20 protein-coding genes are annotated in these 14,732 nt (G+C 71.0%); 4 read left to right on the top strand and 16 right to left on the bottom strand.

The window, feature by feature from the left end:
- Positions 1-41: 41 nt before the first annotated feature.
- From FJ091_07995 to FJ091_07945, 11 genes are read right to left on the bottom strand one after another with little or no spacing between them, the layout of a single operon-like run.
- A complete protein-coding gene (locus FJ091_07995; protein ID MBM4383300.1) occupies positions 42-662 on the bottom strand; it encodes a hypothetical protein in 621 nt (206 codons plus the stop codon).
- Positions 659-1,102 carry a nuclear transport factor 2 family protein gene (locus FJ091_07990; protein MBM4383299.1) on the bottom strand — a complete coding sequence of 148 codons (444 nt, stop codon included), beginning with the start codon at positions 1,100-1,102 and terminating at the stop codon, positions 659-661. Before FJ091_07990 ends, FJ091_07995 begins: the two co-directional genes overlap by 4 nt.
- Before the next feature lie 58 nt (positions 1,103-1,160).
- The gene (locus FJ091_07985) at positions 1,161-1,658 is read right to left on the bottom strand and encodes a DUF456 domain-containing protein (protein ID MBM4383298.1); all 498 of its coding nucleotides are present in this window, start codon (positions 1,656-1,658) and stop codon (positions 1,161-1,163) included.
- Positions 1,655-2,146: a GNAT family N-acetyltransferase gene (locus FJ091_07980; protein MBM4383297.1), complete on the bottom strand. Its 492-nt coding sequence runs from the start codon at positions 2,144-2,146 to the stop codon at positions 1,655-1,657. The genes FJ091_07985 and FJ091_07980 overlap by 4 nt, the downstream gene beginning before the upstream one ends.
- Positions 2,143-2,631, bottom strand: a complete 489-nt coding sequence (locus FJ091_07975) for a hypothetical protein (protein MBM4383296.1) — start codon at positions 2,629-2,631, stop codon at positions 2,143-2,145. The genes FJ091_07980 and FJ091_07975 overlap by 4 nt, the downstream gene beginning before the upstream one ends.
- Positions 2,624-3,142, bottom strand: a complete 519-nt coding sequence (locus tag FJ091_07970; protein MBM4383295.1) for a signal peptidase II — start codon at positions 3,140-3,142, stop codon at positions 2,624-2,626. The genes FJ091_07975 and FJ091_07970 overlap by 8 nt, the downstream gene beginning before the upstream one ends.
- Positions 3,143-3,166: 24 nt before the next feature.
- Complete coding sequence (locus tag FJ091_07965) at positions 3,167-3,811, bottom strand: HAD family hydrolase (GenBank protein MBM4383294.1); 645 nt, start codon at positions 3,809-3,811, stop codon at positions 3,167-3,169.
- 9 nt (positions 3,812-3,820) lie between these two features.
- On the bottom strand, positions 3,821-4,102 hold the full coding sequence (locus FJ091_07960) for a hypothetical protein (protein ID MBM4383293.1): 282 nt from the start codon (positions 4,100-4,102) through the stop codon (positions 3,821-3,823).
- Positions 4,099-4,527: a DUF4019 domain-containing protein gene (locus FJ091_07955; GenBank protein ID MBM4383292.1), complete on the bottom strand. Its 429-nt coding sequence runs from the start codon at positions 4,525-4,527 to the stop codon at positions 4,099-4,101. The genes FJ091_07960 and FJ091_07955 overlap by 4 nt, the downstream gene beginning before the upstream one ends.
- Complete coding sequence (locus tag FJ091_07950; protein MBM4383291.1) at positions 4,524-4,922, bottom strand: VOC family protein; 399 nt, start codon at positions 4,920-4,922, stop codon at positions 4,524-4,526. Before FJ091_07950 ends, FJ091_07955 begins: the two co-directional genes overlap by 4 nt.
- Positions 4,919-5,482: a hypothetical protein gene (locus tag FJ091_07945; protein MBM4383290.1), complete on the bottom strand. Its 564-nt coding sequence runs from the start codon at positions 5,480-5,482 to the stop codon at positions 4,919-4,921. Before FJ091_07945 ends, FJ091_07950 begins: the two co-directional genes overlap by 4 nt.
- Positions 5,483-5,622: 140 nt before the next feature.
- On the opposite strand from FJ091_07945, the gene FJ091_07940 reads away from it, so the two are divergent.
- Positions 5,623-6,246, top strand: a complete 624-nt coding sequence (locus FJ091_07940; GenBank protein ID MBM4383289.1) for a class I SAM-dependent methyltransferase — start codon at positions 5,623-5,625, stop codon at positions 6,244-6,246.
- Positions 6,247-6,598: 352 nt separating this feature from the next.
- Here the strand turns inward: FJ091_07940 and FJ091_07935 are convergent, their stop codons facing one another.
- The 3 genes from FJ091_07935 to FJ091_07925 form a co-directional block, all read right to left on the bottom strand.
- Positions 6,599-6,871: a hypothetical protein gene (locus tag FJ091_07935; protein ID MBM4383288.1), complete on the bottom strand. Its 273-nt coding sequence runs from the start codon at positions 6,869-6,871 to the stop codon at positions 6,599-6,601.
- A gap of 87 nt (positions 6,872-6,958) precedes the next feature.
- Complete coding sequence (gene nth / locus FJ091_07930; protein ID MBM4383287.1) at positions 6,959-7,633, bottom strand: endonuclease III; 675 nt, start codon at positions 7,631-7,633, stop codon at positions 6,959-6,961.
- Between the two features lie 29 nt (positions 7,634-7,662).
- Positions 7,663-8,217 carry a transglycosylase SLT domain-containing protein gene (locus FJ091_07925; GenBank protein MBM4383286.1) on the bottom strand — a complete coding sequence of 185 codons (555 nt, stop codon included), beginning with the start codon at positions 8,215-8,217 and terminating at the stop codon, positions 7,663-7,665.
- A 171-nt stretch (positions 8,218-8,388) separates the two neighbouring features.
- Between FJ091_07925 and yhbY the strand changes: the two genes are divergently transcribed.
- A complete protein-coding gene (yhbY, locus tag FJ091_07920) occupies positions 8,389-8,694 on the top strand; it encodes a ribosome assembly RNA-binding protein YhbY (GenBank protein MBM4383285.1) in 306 nt (101 codons plus the stop codon).
- A 338-nt stretch (positions 8,695-9,032) separates the two neighbouring features.
- Positions 9,033-10,175 carry a CoA transferase gene (locus FJ091_07915; GenBank protein ID MBM4383284.1) on the top strand — a complete coding sequence of 381 codons (1,143 nt, stop codon included), beginning with the start codon at positions 9,033-9,035 and terminating at the stop codon, positions 10,173-10,175.
- A 404-nt stretch (positions 10,176-10,579) separates the two neighbouring features.
- Here FJ091_07915 and FJ091_07910 read toward each other — a convergent pair whose 3' ends face one another.
- The gene (locus tag FJ091_07910; GenBank protein ID MBM4383283.1) at positions 10,580-11,185 is read right to left on the bottom strand and encodes a histidine phosphatase family protein; all 606 of its coding nucleotides are present in this window, start codon (positions 11,183-11,185) and stop codon (positions 10,580-10,582) included.
- A gap of 233 nt (positions 11,186-11,418) precedes the next feature.
- Positions 11,419-11,661, bottom strand: a complete 243-nt coding sequence (locus FJ091_07905) for a hypothetical protein (protein ID MBM4383282.1) — start codon at positions 11,659-11,661, stop codon at positions 11,419-11,421.
- Between the two features lie 168 nt (positions 11,662-11,829).
- On the opposite strand from FJ091_07905, the gene FJ091_07900 reads away from it, so the two are divergent.
- A complete protein-coding gene (locus FJ091_07900) occupies positions 11,830-14,715 on the top strand; it encodes a hypothetical protein (GenBank protein ID MBM4383281.1) in 2,886 nt (961 codons plus the stop codon).
- Positions 14,716-14,732 lie beyond the last annotated feature (17 nt).

The following is a 14,732-nucleotide window of genomic DNA, read 5'->3' as shown; positions in this document are numbered from 1 at the left end:
TTCCCGCGCAACCTAACGGGTCGCGCAGAGCCGCGCGCCGCTCAGGAGCCGCGCGTGCGCGACCAGCCGAGCGCGAAGAATCCGAGGTGCGCGAGGTTGGGAGCGGCCGGCAGCAGGAGCCACTTCCCGAGCTCAGTCGCACTGCCGAGCGCAGCGAGCGCGAGGCTCAGCGCGAGTGGCGTGGCGAGCGCCCACTTGTTATGGCCTCTGGCCGCGCAGAGCGTGATCGCTCCGCACGCCGCGAGGGCGCACAGGCCTGCCGCGCTCCAGAGCGCGACGAGCTCGGGCGAGAGCGCGACTGCATCGAGCGGCGCCATCGCGGGCGCTGCGCCCGGGCCGGCTTCGAGCTGCGCCTGGATCGCGAGCGCCGTGAGTCCGTGGATCACGGCGCCGAGCAGCGATGCCGCGATCCCAGCGATGCGCGTCACACGCGCTGCGATCGGCGCGCCCGCAAACACGCTGCGCGCCGCGGCGGCGTAGCCGAGCGTATGGAGCGGCAAGCAAATCACCCCGAGCGCGCCTCCGAGCCAGACGAGCGCCTCGGGCGCCTCCACGCTGCGGGCGAAGTGGCCAGCCGTCGAGACGAGCAGCATCGCGAAATCGCCGAGGGTCGCGGCGAGGCTCGCGGCGCACGCGATCGCGAAGCCGCGGCGTGCGCTCACTCCGCGGCTTTCACCGCGTGCGACGACCAGTGGATCGCGCGAATCCGCCAGCGCCCCTCGGTGTGCGACAGAACGATCAGCTCCGCACCCTCGCTCTTCACCGGCTTGCCGCGGAATTCGCCCTCGGCGCGCGAGGTCGAGCTCACCCACGCCACGTCACCTTCGCGGACGACGCGCACGTTGCTGCGCCGCTGCGCGATCGCGCGCGAGAACTCGATGTCGGCGGCGAGGTGGTGCGAGAGGTACTCGCTGCGCGTCTCCGCGTAGCCGCTCTCGAGCACGATCGCGTCGGGTGCGAGCAGCGCTTCCGCGGCGGCCGCGTCGCCGGCAGCGAGCGCGGCGTGATAGGCCTCGACGACGGCGCCAGGCGAGTCGCTCGACTCGGCGGCTGCGGCGAGCGTGATCAGCAGAGACAACGCGGCGGGGAGGAGGATGCGCATGCGCGCATCCTACGCCGCGGGGGCGCAGACGCGCAGCGCTACTTCCCGAGCGGCGCGCTCACTCCGGACCGCCGAAGAAACGCACCGCGACGAAGATGCCGATCATCACGCTGACCAGCGCAATTTTCGCAGCGCCGCCGAGCACGAGGCCGAGCGTGGCGCCGAAGCCCGCGCGCTGCGCCGTTTCCCAGTCGCGGTGCAGGCTGTACTCGGCGGCGAGCGCACCGGCGAACGGGCCTAACAAGAGGCCGCGGGGGGCGAAGAAGAGCCCTGCGAAGCCGCCGAGCACCGCGCCGACGACTGCGCGTGGCGAGGCGCCGAATTTTTTCGCGCCGAGCGCGCTGGCCGCGAAGTCGACGGCGTACGTGAGTGCCGCAAGCGCTGCGAGCAGCGCGAGCCACCAGAAGCCGACGTACGCGAAACCCTCCGCCCAAGCGGCGACGACGAGGCCCGCGAATACCAGCGGCGCACCGGGCAGTCCCGGCAGCAACAACCCCGCGACCCCGAGCGCGACGAGCAGCGCCGCGACCACGAACAGCGCGAGATCGGCGCTCAAAGCTTCTTCTCGAGAAACAGCGTGCGCGTGCGCTCGCCGCCAGGCGAGTAGTCGACGAAGCCGGTGTGCTCGTAGAGCCGCCGCGCGCGCGCATTGTCCTCGCGCACCTCGAGCGTGACCTTGCCGCAGCCGCGCGCGCGGGCCTGCGCGTCGACGGCGGTGAGCAGTGCCTGCCCCACACCGGCGCCGCGCGCTGCCGGCACGACCGCGAGATCGTGGAGATTCAGGAGCGGGCGCGCGGCGAAGGTCGAGTAGCCGGCGAAGCACACCGCCACGCCCACGGGCGCGCTTTCGCGGCGAGCGATCAGCACGACCGCGGCGCCGCGCGCGATGCGCTCGCGCAGGTCGGGCACGAGGCGTGCCTTCACTTCGTCGGGTAGCGGCTTCTCGCCGCCCATCGGGTCGCGCGCGTAGGCATCGAGCAGCATGAGCAGCGCCGCGACGTCGGAGCTGCTCGTCAGGTCGACCGCGGTGATCTCGAGCTTCATCGTGCGGCGGATCTCACCTCGCTCTTCGTGAGCCCGAGCGCTGCGAACCAGCGCTCGTCGTTTGCTCGCGGGAGACGCGCGGGGAACAAGGCGGGTTCGCCGGACAGGCCCTGCGGCAGCGGCGCGCTCGCGATCAGGCGCTCGCTCGCGACGTCGAGCGCGACGAGGCGCTCGCACGCGCCCGCGGACGCGACCAGCGCGTCGAGCTCCGCACTCGCGCGCGAGACCTGGCAGCTGCCGCGCGCGAGGTTGCGCAGGTAGAGCGCGACGTCGGCCTCGCGCAGCGCGGCCAGCGAGTAGACGCGCGCGGTGTACGCGGGCGGCGCCCAGTCGAGCATGCGCAGCAGCGCGTGGGCGCCGCACTCCGGGCAGCGCACGACCGCGTCGATCGCGCCGCTCTGGAACAAGAACGCGTGCGCGATCTCCGGCATCCCCGCGCCGGGCGCGAGCGACGCGAGGTGAGCGCACAGCGCGGCGTCAGCCATCGCGCGCTTCCTCGCGCTGACGTGCGGGCAGTAACAACAGCGCCGCACCCAGCATGATCGCGACGTCGGCGACGTTGAAGATGCCCGTGCGCAGCGCACCGACGCCGAGGCTGACGAAGTCCGTGACCGTGCCGGCGTGGATCAGCCGATCGGCCCAGTTCGCAAGCCCGCCGCCGGCGACGAGCGCGAGGCCCGCGAGCGCGAGGCGACTCGCGAGCGCCGCGCGGTACGACACCGCGAGGAAGAGCGCGATCAGCGCGGGCGCGCCGAACACGAAGATCGCGTGGCGCAGCTCGGGGTCGAGGCGCGCGCCGAGGCTGAGGAAGCCACCCGGGTTGTGCGCGAGCTGGAAGCGTGCGACGCCGCCGAGGAACTCGTGCACGGCGCCGTCACCGAGCGCCTCGCGCGCGATGTGCTTCGCCGCCTGATCGCAGCCCGCCGTGACGAGCGCCAACGCAAGGAACACGAGCGCGGCGGCGCGTCGGGAGCGGTCGTGCGTGGGCGTCGTCATCGCGCGAGCGTCGCGGCGCGCGCGTCAACGCGCCAGCGCGCGAGCGATCTCCGCGGGATGCGCGACGAGCGCGTGCGCGCCGGCGCCTTCGAGCTCCGTCCGCGAGCCGTAGCCCCAGAGCGCCCCGAGTGCGCGCACGCCGTTCTTGCGCGCACCGAGCACGTCGTGGGCGCGGTCGCCGATCATCGTCGCGCGCTCGGCTGCGATGCCTTCGCTGCGCAGCACGTGCGCCACCAGCACACCCTTGTCGTGGAGGACTCCGTCTTCGCTCGGCCCGTACACCGCTTCGAAGAACCCGCCGAGCGCGAAGTGCCGCACGATCTCCTTCGCGAAGCGCTCGGGCTTCGCGGTCACGACGAACAGCCGCAGCCCCTCGTCTCGCAGCGCCGCGAGGCATTCGGGAATGCCGTCGTACACCGCGTTCTCGTACATGCCGTGCGCGACGAAGCGCTCGCGATAGAGCGCGATCGCGCGCGCGATCTCCGCGTCGCCGAGCTCGGGCAGCAGCCGCCGAAACGTGTGATCGAGCGGCGGCCCGATGCAGCGGCGCAGCTCGGAGTCATCAGGGACGTGCGCACCCAGCTCCGCGAACGCATGCGCGAGGCAGCGCGTGATGCCCGGCGCGGAGTCGGTGAGCGTGCCGTCGAGGTCGAAGAAGAGCGCGCGCATCGCGGCGTTCTAGCGAGGCGAGGCAGCGCGCTCCATCAGAAAGTGCGTTTCGATCTCGCCAACGACCACGAAGCCGAGGCGCTCGCAGTCGAGGCAGCCGATGCGTTCGCCGGCGTGCTCGATGATCTGGTGATGCTCGAGCTTCAGCGTGGAGAAGAACCTCTGGCGCTGCGCCCCCTCGTCCCACGGACCGAACGTGGCGACCAGGTACGGCCCGAGTGCCGCCTTCATCAGCGCGAACAGAAACTTTGCGTCGCTCGCGAGCGCGGGGCGTAGCGAGACGCCGGTCACGGCGCGTGCGTTCGCGTGTTGCGCACGAAGTAGCCAGCGACGCGCCACGCGCCTTTCTCGAACATCAGCGTCACGCGCTCGCCGCAGGTCGCCTTCGGGAAGCGCGACTCGAACTCGACCACGAAGTACTTGCCCGGCGGCGCACCTTCGAGCGTCTCGGTGAAGAGCGCGCTCGCGAGGTCGCGCGTGCCGGCGTCGCCGAGCGGCGCGCGCATCGAGGCGATCTGCGCGGGCCACTGCGCCTCGGGCACGCTCGCGCGCAGCGGCGAGGCGAGCGCGCGCCACGTAGTCGCGGGCTCCGCGTCGAGCGCGCGCAAGAACTCGGTCGCGACGTCGGTCGCGGCATCGACGTCGCCCGCATCGCCGCTCGGCGCGCACGCGAGCGCAAGGGTGCAGAGCGCGAGGAGGAGCGTGCGCCGCGTCATCGCTGGCGCGACGCCAGCGCGAGCGTGTTTCCGTCGGGATCGCGAAAGAACGCCATCCACTCCGTCTCGCCCGCAGGCCCGAACGTGCCCGCGTCGTCAGGGAAGATCGCGTGCGGCGGCTGATCGAAGGCGACGCCGCGCGCCGCGAGCTCTGCGTGCGTTGCCGCGATGTTCGCGACGCGGAAGTACAGCACGCCGCCGCCAGGCTTTGCCTCGTCCGAGCGATCGAGCAGGAGCCGCACATCGCCGAGCGCGAAGAATGCGAGCCCGGGCGGGTCGTACTGCGCGATGAAGCGCAGACCCAACGAGTCTCGATAGAACGCGACCGCGCGAGCGAGGTCGGTGCAGGGCAGGGCGACTTGTTGGAGCGGGCCGAGCCCGAGCAGCGCCGTCATTGAGCGTCCCCGCGCGGTACGAGAAAGCCCACGAGTGCGACGAGAATCCCAACGAGTACGACGCCGACGATGTTGATCGTCGTCCAGCCCACGGTCGGTGCGGCATTCGGGGCGACTGCGAGGTTCACGCGCGCCGCGAGCGCGTTGGACGGGAGATGGGCAGCGCCCATGCCCATGATGAAAAGGATCGGCCAGAGGGTCCCAAATGGGGACTGTCCCACGGCGACGCTCATGACGAGGGAAGCGATCGCGAAGAGCTCGTGCGGGACGCGGGTGTGAGTCCCCTTGCTCGTGGCCCAGCGTTGAGTGCGCGAAAAGAGCGAGAAGTTCGTGAAGCCCGAGAAGATCGCGCGTGGGATCGGCATGAGTCGCTCGCCGTCTCGCCCGTCGAATGCGCGCCAGTTCTTGTACGACCACCACGTCGTGTAGAGGCCGAAGGTGAACAACGACAACAGGAGGAGCTTCGCCGCACTGACGGCGAACAGCGGCGGCGCCTCGGCCTGCGGTTCGTCGAGCGATGCGGTGGGCGGCGCGTACGGATTGGGCGCACTAGAGCCCATCTCGAGATTTCTCCCGTCGCCGGGCCGGGCTCGGTCCGGAATTCTTAGATGGGTTCTCGTCATCACGCGTGATTAGCGCGCGCACGCGATCGCTTGCCGCTCGGGCCTTCGCGCGAGGGAGCGAGCTACCTCTCTTGCCGATGAGCACGGCCTTCCCGCCCGGCTTCTTCGATCGCCTCGACGAGACGCCCGACGCGCAGTTCTACGCGTTTCCGCGCTTCGTCACGCACATCGACGACGCCACCATCGCGGCGCTCACGAGTCATTACGGCGAGATCCTGCGCCCCGGCGCGGACGTGCTCGATCTGATGTCGAGCTGGGTCTCGCACCTGCCGCCCGCGAGCGCGCTCCCGCTCGGGCGCGTCGTCGGAATCGGCATGAACGCCGACGAGCTCGCAAAGAACCCGCGGCTCTCGCAGTGTCACGTGCGCGACCTCAACGACGATCCGCGCCTTCCGCTCGAAGACGCCAGCTTCGACTTCGCGCTGTGCGCTGTCTCGATCCAGTACCTGACGCGCCCCATCGAAGTCTTCGCCGAGCTCGCCCGCGTGCTGCGCCCCGGCGGCCGCGCCGTGATCGCCACCTCGCATCGCTGCTTCCCGACCAAGGCGATCCGCGCCTGGCACGTCCTCGCACCGCGGCAGCGCCTCGACGCGATCGCTCGATACTTCGCCGAAGCCGGCGGCTTCGCTCCCGCGGAACAGCTCGATCGCTCGCCGGAAGGCGCCGACCCGCTCTGGATCGTGACGGCGGCGCGGCAGTAACAACTCGACCGCAGCGATCTCGGCAATTCAGGAGAGCGCGGCTCGGGCCGCTCGATGCGGCCCGAGCCGCGCCAACTCCTCCCAAACCGGCGCGAGCCGCGACGAATCCAGCACGAGAGCGCGCGCGGGCGCCGGGGGGCGGACGGGCGTCGCAGCGAAGGCCCGGTCCTTCGCAACCATGTCGGCGCGCCTCGCGTCATCTGCCAGCGGCGTGGGCGCTAAAGCGCGCCCAGGAGCAGCGCGTTCGCGACACCCAAAGGCGCACACCAACCAAGCGAAGGGCCGGAGTCGCGACCCTCCGCCCCCGGCGCCCGCGCGCGCTCGGAGTCACGAACGAGAACGAACCAAGGCCTCACGCCAAGTTCTTCGTCCAAGCCTCGTCGTTGAACCCGACGAGCACCGTCTTCCCCGATCGCACCACCGGCGCCCGCAGATTCCCAGTCGGCCCGAGCATCGCGTCGACGACCGCCTTCGCGGCGCGTCCGGCGGTCTCGAACTCCTCGACCTTCTTGCCATTCGCCACCACCACGCGGCTCGCGCTCTTTGCGATCTCCTCCGCGTCCTTGCGCGAGAGCTTCTTCGACGCGCTCACCGTCTCGGCGGGCTCGACCTTCTTGGCGTCCATGAACTTGGACGCTCGCGTGCAGCTCGTTCAACCGATGCGGTGGTAGTACCACTCGACCTTCTTCGGCATCGCGGTCTCCTCGACTTGTTAGGCGCGTTTGCGCGCGCGATTCACGGTAACGCGTGCGCGCCGCTTCACCGCAGCCCACGCGCAGATCGGGCACGCGCTCGCATCGTGGCGCAGCGCGGGGCAGTGCTCGCGGCCGAAGTAGATGATCTGGAGATGCACGCGGCCCCAGCTCTCTTCCGCGAACAGCCTCTTCAGGTCGCGCTCGGTCTCCGCCACGTTGCGCCCGCTCGTCAATCCCCAGCGCGTGGCGAGCCGGTGGATGTGCGTGTCGACCGCGAAGGCAGGAATCCCGAAGCCCTGGGAGAGCACGACGCTCGCGGTCTTGTGCCCGACGCCGGGCAGCGCCTCGAGCTCCGCGAACGTCTTCGGCACCGCGCCGCCGTGCTCGGCGACGAGTCGCTGCGCGAGCGCCTTCAGATTGCGCGCCTTCGTCGGCGCGAGGCCGCAGGTGCGAATCAGGCGCAGGATGCGCGGAGCCGGGAGCTGCGCGAGCGCCGGAGCATTCGGCGCCTCGGCGAAGAGCGCGGGCGTCACGAGGTTGACGCGCGCGTCGGTGCACTGCGCCGAGAGCACGACCGCGACGAGCAGCTGAAACGGATCCTCGTGCTCGAGCGGAATCGGCGCCGCGGGGTAGAGCGCATCGAGCACGTGCTGGATGCGGGCAGCTTTCTCGCGAAGCGCGGCGCGCGGCATGGCGCGCAAGTTCGCGCGCTCAGCTCGGATCAACCACCGATTGCGATCTCGGGCACCGTGAACTCGCCGCGCATCGCCTCGGCTTTGGCGTGCACCTTCTTCAGGTACGGGCCGTGGCGCAGCGGGCGCTTGTCGAGCAGCCGGCGCAGCGCGTTCGGGCCGATGTTGTAGGCGGCCATCGCGTGGTCGGTGCTGCCGAACTTCGCGCGCAGCTCTGCGAGGTAGGCGAGGCCGAGCCGCACGTTCTGCACGGGATCGTGGAGCGTGCGTTCGCTCTGCCAAGCGAGGCCGTGTTTGCGGGCGACCTCGCGCGCAGTCAGCGGCTGAAGCTGCATCAGCCCAATCGAGCCCGTCGGGCCCTTCGCGCGCGGATCGAAGCGGCTCTCTTGCTCGATCAGCGCGAGCGAGAACAGCACGGAGATCCCGTGCTCGGCCTCGGCCACGACCAGCTCGCGCGCCACGCCCTCGCGCTCCACGGCGCTCAGCTTCGCCGCCCTGCGATCGAGCACGTCGCGCGCGAAAAGGAGGCTCGGGCTCTCGGGCACCGCGCGGCCCAGCAGCGAAGCGGGGTCGGTGTTCTCCACCTCGTCGATCGCAACCGGCGGGTGCGCGCTGGGCGCTTCGGCCGCGCGCGGTACCGGCGCGAAAGGCGCGGGCTCGATTGGCGCTGTCGTCGCGCACGAGACGCTGAACCAAAGCACGAACGCGGTCAGCAGGCCGAGCAGCGGCGTCCGGCGACTCGTAGAGTGCGTGCGATGAGCACCGAGACGGGACTGCAGGGCTTCCAGCGCCGCCATCTGCGCGCGCTCGCCAATCCCCTGAACGCGCTGGTGCAGGTCGGCGACAGCGGCGCGACCGAAGCCGTGATTCGCGCCATCGACGCCGCGCTGCGCGACCACGAGCTGATCAAGGTGCGAATGCACCAGCCCGAGGACAAGCATGGGCTGGCCGAGGCTCTCGCCGAGCGCTCCGGGGCCGAGCTGTGTGGGGTCGTGGGCCATACCGTGATCCTGTTTCGTCGAAACCCGGAGCGGCCTCGCATCCGAATCCCTGAGCGATAGGGACGCTATCGAGCGCAGCCGGACGCTCGTGTGTCGGCCATCACGAACTCCGAGTGACGCCCAGTTTTCGGCGAACGCCGGGAAAACCTTTGCGATTCCGCGGAGTTCTCCGCTCGTTGCGTCTCGCTTGCCGACGCAGCGAGCGCGCTCCTCGCGCGTCTCCGACGTGTCCGGTGGCGTCTCGTGCATGTCCGGCGCATCGGGCCGTCCTTCCGAGCGCTTGGTGACGCGCGTCGCGCGGAGACTCGGCCGCGGCCGAGCGCGCTGCTGAAGTATCCTGCGCGGCCCTAACAGCCGACGCGCACGCGACGCGCACGCGACGCACAGGAGACACGCAGATGGCAGGACCGCTCTCAGGCATCAAGGTCGTCGAGATCACCGGCATCGGGCCGGGCCCGTTCTGCGCGATGATGCTCGCCGACCTCGGCGCCGACGTACTGCGCATCGACCGCTCCGTGACCGTGCGCTCGCCGCTCCCCGAGAAGCCCTCGAACGACGTGCTCGCGCGCGGCCGGCGCAGCGTCGGCGTCGATCTGAAGAATCCCGAGGGCGTCGAGCTAGTGCTGAAGCTGATCGATAAGGCCGACGTGCTCACCGAAGGCTTCCGGCCCGGCGTGATGGAGCGGCTTGGCCTCGGGCCCGAAGTCTGCTTGAAGCGCAATCCGAAGCTCGTGTACGGGCGCATGACGGGCTTCGGCCAAGAGGGCCCGATGGCTCAGGCCGCGGGCCACGACATCAACTACATCGCGCTCGCCGGCGCGCTCGCCCACATCGGCCGCGAGGGCGACAAGCCTCTGCCGCCGCTCAACCTCGTCGGCGACTTCGGCGGCGGCGGCATGCTGCTCGCCCTCGGCATCTGCGCGGCGCTGGTCGAGCGCGGCCGCTCGGGGAAGGGGCAGGTCGTCGACGCCGCGATGGTCGACGGCGCCGCCACGCTGATGGCGTTCATCCACGGCTTCTACGCCGCCGGCGGTTGGGGCGAGCGCGGCACGAACCTGCTCGATACCGGCGCCCACTTCTACGACACGTACGAGACGAAGGACGGGAAGTACGTCTCGCTCGGCTCGATCGAGCCGCAGTTCTATGCGGAGCTGCTCGAGAAGACGGGGCTCGACAAGGAGACGCTGCCGAATCAGATGGACCGCACGCAGTGGCGCGCGATGAAGCAGCGCCTGACCGCGCTCTTCAAGACCAAGACGCGCGACGAGTGGTGCGCGCTGATGGAAGGCAGCGACGTGTGCTTCGCGCCGGTGCTGACGATCCCCGAGGCGTACAAGCACCCGCACAACATCGCGCGCAAGACGTTCGTTGAGGTGGGCGGCGTGACGCAGCCCGGCCCCTCGCCGCGCTTCAGCCGCACGCCGGGCGAGATCAAGCGCCCGCCGCCGCACCCCGGGCAGCTCGGCGACGAAGCGCTGCGCGAGTGGGGCATCGCGAACGAGGACGTCGCGAAGCTGCGCAACGCGAAGGCGCTGGCGTAGGCGGACGGGAGCGGATGCAGCCGGAATCGGGGACGTTCCGCAAGTAAGTAAAGAAAGTCGTCCTTTACTTACTTGCGGAACGTCCCCGGTCTTCGCGTCCCCGGTCTTCGGGCAACGTGCACGCCGCGCCCGTCTCCCGCGCATCGTCGAGGTGCGCGACGCAGTCGATCAGCGTCGCGCGCCACCCGCTCGGCACGCGCTCCAGCACGCTGACCGAGGTGTTGCGGGGGAGCCGGCCGGCTGCGCGAGGCCGGGGGCGGGTGGCGCGTGGAAGGCGATCACGCCGCGGCGTACGAGGCCGCGCGGGGATTCTGGGACGTTCCGCAAGTAAGTAAAGAAAGTCGTCCTTTACCTACTTGCGGAACGTCCCCGGTTTTCGCGTCCCCCGGTCTTCGGGCAACCCGCTACGCCGCGCCCGTCTCCCGCGCATCGTCGAGGTGCGCGACGCAGTCGATCAGCGTCGCGCGCCATTCGCTCGGCGCGCGCTCCAGCACGCTGACCGAGGTGTTTCGGAAGCCGGCCGGCTGCGCGAGGCCGGGGGCGGGCGGCGCGTGGAAGGCGATCACGCCGCGGCACACGAGGCCGTGCGTGACGACCACGAGCGGCCCGTCGGTGCGCGCCGCGACGGAGAGCACGTTTCGCCACGCGCGCACGACGCGCTCGTGAAACACCTCCCAGGTCTCGCCGTTCGGCGGACTCATGCCCGGAGCGAACGGGTCGAAGCCGAGCTGTTCGTAGGGCGTGCCGCGCCAGTCGCCGAAGTTGCGCTCGTGCAGCTCCGCGTCGAGCTCGAGCGGCGCACCCGTCGTCTTGCGCACCGCCTCCGCCGTCATCGCCGCGCGCGCGAGATCACTCGCGAGAATGCGCGCGATGCCGAGCGGCGCCATGCGCGCTCCGAGTCGCTCCGCCTGCGCGAGGCCGCGTTCGGAGAGCGGCGTCGCGGGGGGCTGAAGCGTGCGGTTCGCGTTGAGCGCGGTTTCGCCGTGGCGGATGAGGTAGATCGGTGACACGAGCTTCTTTCGGGGATGGGGAGGCGCGCGCTTTCTCCACGTTTACTTCGCATCGGGCTCGAGGACTCGCCCGCTGCTGCGCGCTTCGCTTGCGGCCTCGGACGACACGCAGTGAGTAGCGTTCGTCAGCGAGGTCGTTCCAGCGCGCAGGCTGCGCGTCAGTCATCGAGCCGCGGCGCGCACGTGGGCTGGCGCGCGGCTGCGGGGATCCTCTGCCGCGGGGCTCGGCCGGATCAGAGCTCGTAGCAGTCGTCGATCCCGGCCAGCGCGAGGTTCACGGGCACCTCGCGGACTGCTTCGGTGCCGCGCAGTGGGCGGCGGCCGTTGTAGCAGTGCGGGCAGAGGCCCGACTCGTAGCGCACGAACATCTGCTCACCGCAGTTCGTGCACGCGAAGCGCCGACCTTGCGCGGTCAACGCACGCACGACGAACGAGCTGGGAATCAGGCTGCGACGCTTCGGGAGGATGTGGCTCATGATTCCGGTAGTACCTCGCAGCACGGAGCAGGTGTCGCTCCAAGCGCCTCGCGCGGCGGCAACCCACGCGCAGCTCTCGCCGCGAAGCGTCGGCATTGTCGTCGAATCCGAAATCGTGAAAGCCGTGGCCGCGTTGCTCATGGGGTGGCCCCCTTTCATCATGCGCGTGTGACGAGCGGTCTCGCGCATCTGTTCGCTGCCGGCCCTGAGCCCGAGCGCAGTGCTGCGCGTGCCGAGCGCGTGATCGAGTCGGCGCAGCGCGCGGATGCAGCGCGACTTGCGCGCCAACGCGCCGAGCGGCCCGAGGGGCTCGCGCGCGTTCTGCGCGCGCTCTGCGCGACCGCGCCGTTTTTCGCGGCGACGCTCGTGCGTGAGCCCGAGTTGTTATTCGCGCTGGCCGAGGGCGACCTCGCGCAGCCGCGCACGTTCGACGAGATGTGCGCTGCGCTCGACGCCGCGCTCGCGGGCGCAGCAAGCGCAGAGGTCGGCGCGATTCTGCGCCGCTTCAAGTACGCGGAGCTCGCGCGGATCACGGTGCGCGACGCCGAGCCCGCGCTCGTGCCCGAAGCGCGCGTGGAGGAGCCGCTGCGCGAGCTGTCGGCGCTCGCGGAGTCGGTGCTGTCGCGCGCGTTCGCGCGCGTCGCCGCAGACTTCGCGGCCGAGCTGGGCGCGCCGCGTTGGCGCACCGCTCAGGGCGGCGAGATCGCGCCGCGCTTCGTGGTGTTGGGGCTCGGCAAGCTCGGCGGCGAAGAGCTCAACTACTCGTCCGACGTGGATTTGATCTACGTGTACGAGAGCCCGCCTCCCGAGGCGGAGCCGCTCTCGGGCGGCCCGCGCGAGCTCGCTCCCGCCGACTACTACGCGCAGCTCGCGCGCCGCTTCGGGAAGCTGATGGCCGAGCGCGGACCCGAGGGCTTCCTCTATCGCGTCGACCTCGATCTGCGGCCCGAAGGCACGATGAGTCCGCTCGTGCCGTCCTCCGGTCGCCTGCTGCTCTACTACGACGGCTACGCGGCGACCTGGGAGCGCGCGGCGTTCATGAAGGCGCGGCCCGTCGCGGGGGATCTCGCGTTCGGCTGGAGCCTCGCCCGGCAGATCGATCCCATGATCTACCAGTCGAAGATCGACTTCGCGGGCGTCGACTCGATCCGCGAGATGAAGACGCGCATCGAGCGCGAGCACGCGAACGCCGAGGCCGACATCAAGCTCGGCGCGGGCGGCATTCGCGACGTCGAGTTCGTCGCGCAGGCGCTACAGCTGCTGCACGGCGCGCGCGCGCCGCAAGTTCGCGGCCGCTCCGCGCCGCGCGCGCTCGTCTCGCTCGCCGAGGCGAAGTGCATTCCGGAGGCGATGCGCGACGAGTTGCTCGACGCGTATCGCTTCCTGCGTCGCGTCGAGAATCGGCTGCAGATGGAGGACGAGCGCCAGACCCACACGCTGCCAGCGGGGAGCGCGGCGCGCGAGCGCCTCGCGCGCACGCTGTACAGCGGCGACGCGGCGCTCGCGCAGTTCGACGCGCGCCTCGACGCCGTGCGCAGCGCCGTGCGCGCGCGCTTCGAGGCGCTCGTGCAGCGGCCGGGCGGCGGCGCGCACCTGCTGGGTCACCTGCGCGAGAAGGCGCCGCGCTTGTTTGCCGCACCGCGCATGGCGGATCAGCTGAGCGCACTCGCCGATCGCGTTGCCGCGGAGATCGCGGCGTCGCCAGATCCTCCCCGCGCCACGAACAACTGGATGCGCTTCGTCGAAGGCATCGGCGGGCGCAGCTTCTACTTCGGGCTCTTGCTCGATCGGCCCGAGCTCGTGGCGCGGCTCGTCTCGATGTTCGCGATGTCGCGCTTCCTCTCCGACGTGATCGCGCGCGTGCCCGGCCTGATCGAGCCGATCTTCAGCGATCCGACGCGTTTCCTCTCGACGCGCGAGCAGCTCGCGGTCGAGCTCGCCGAGCTGCGCGAGCAGCAGTCGCGCGGAGATGCTGCGAACGAGGAAGCCGCGCTCGCGGCGATGCGCCTCTTCCAGCAGCGCCAGCTCGTGAACATCGGCTTGCTCGACTTATCAGGGAAAATCCCGCAGGCCGAAGTCGAGCGCGCCCTCACGGACGTCGCCGAGGTGTGCATCGGCGCCGCGCTCGAGGTGGCGCGCGCGCAGCTCGCGCGGGTGGCCCGCGCGCACGCCCAGATCGAACGCGGCGAGTTTCTCGTCGTGGGCATGGGCAAGCTCGGCAGCCGCGAGCTCGGCTACGGCAGCGATCTCGACGTGATCTTCCTGTTCGACTTGCCCGGCGCCCCCGACGACGAGGCGGTGCTCGCACAGGAAGCGTTCGTGCGCCTCGCGCAAAAGTTCAGCTGGGCGCTGCAGAAGCGCACCGGCGAGGGCATCTGTTACGAGGTCGACGCGCAGCTGCGCCCGTCCGGAAACCAAGGCGTGCTCGTCACCTCGCTCGCCGGCTTCGCGCGCCACCACGAGACGCAGGCGCAGCTGTGGGAGCGCCAGGCGCTGTTGCGCGCGCGGCCCGTCGGCGGCAGCACCGCGCTCGCCGCGCGCTTCGAGGCGCTGCGTGCGCGCCTGCTCGCGCGCGAGCTCCCCGCGAACGCGGCGAGCGAGATCGACCGCGTGCGCCGCCGCGTCGAGAGCGAGCTCGCGAACGAGAACGCACAGAAGCGCAACCTGAAGCTCGGCCGCGGCTCGATCTTCGACGTCGAGACGATCGTGCAGCTGCTCGCATTGCAGCACGGCGGCGACCTCCACGAAGTCGCGACCACCGCGGCAGTCATCGAGCGCTGCGCCGCGCGCAGCTTGCTCACCGCCGAGCAGGCGAAGTCGTTGCGGGACGGCTGGTCCTTCCTCGCGCGCCTCGCGAGCCGCCTGCGCATCGTCGAGAACCGCTCGATCGCCGACCTCGGCGCCGACCGCGCCGACCTCGACAGCGTCGCGCGCTCGCTCGGCTACGCGCCGAGCGCTCGAACCGGCACGTCGCGCGTGCCGCTACTCGACGACTACGCGCGGCACACGGAAGCGATTCGGCGCGTGTACGACGAGGTGGTGCGGGGCGCGTGAAGGCCGCCCCACGCGCG

This window comes from Deltaproteobacteria bacterium, from assembly GCA_016875395.1.
Classification (GTDB): domain Bacteria; phylum Myxococcota_A; class UBA9160; order UBA9160; family UBA6930; genus VGRF01.
This window is presented reverse-complemented; position numbering and strand designations above follow the sequence as displayed.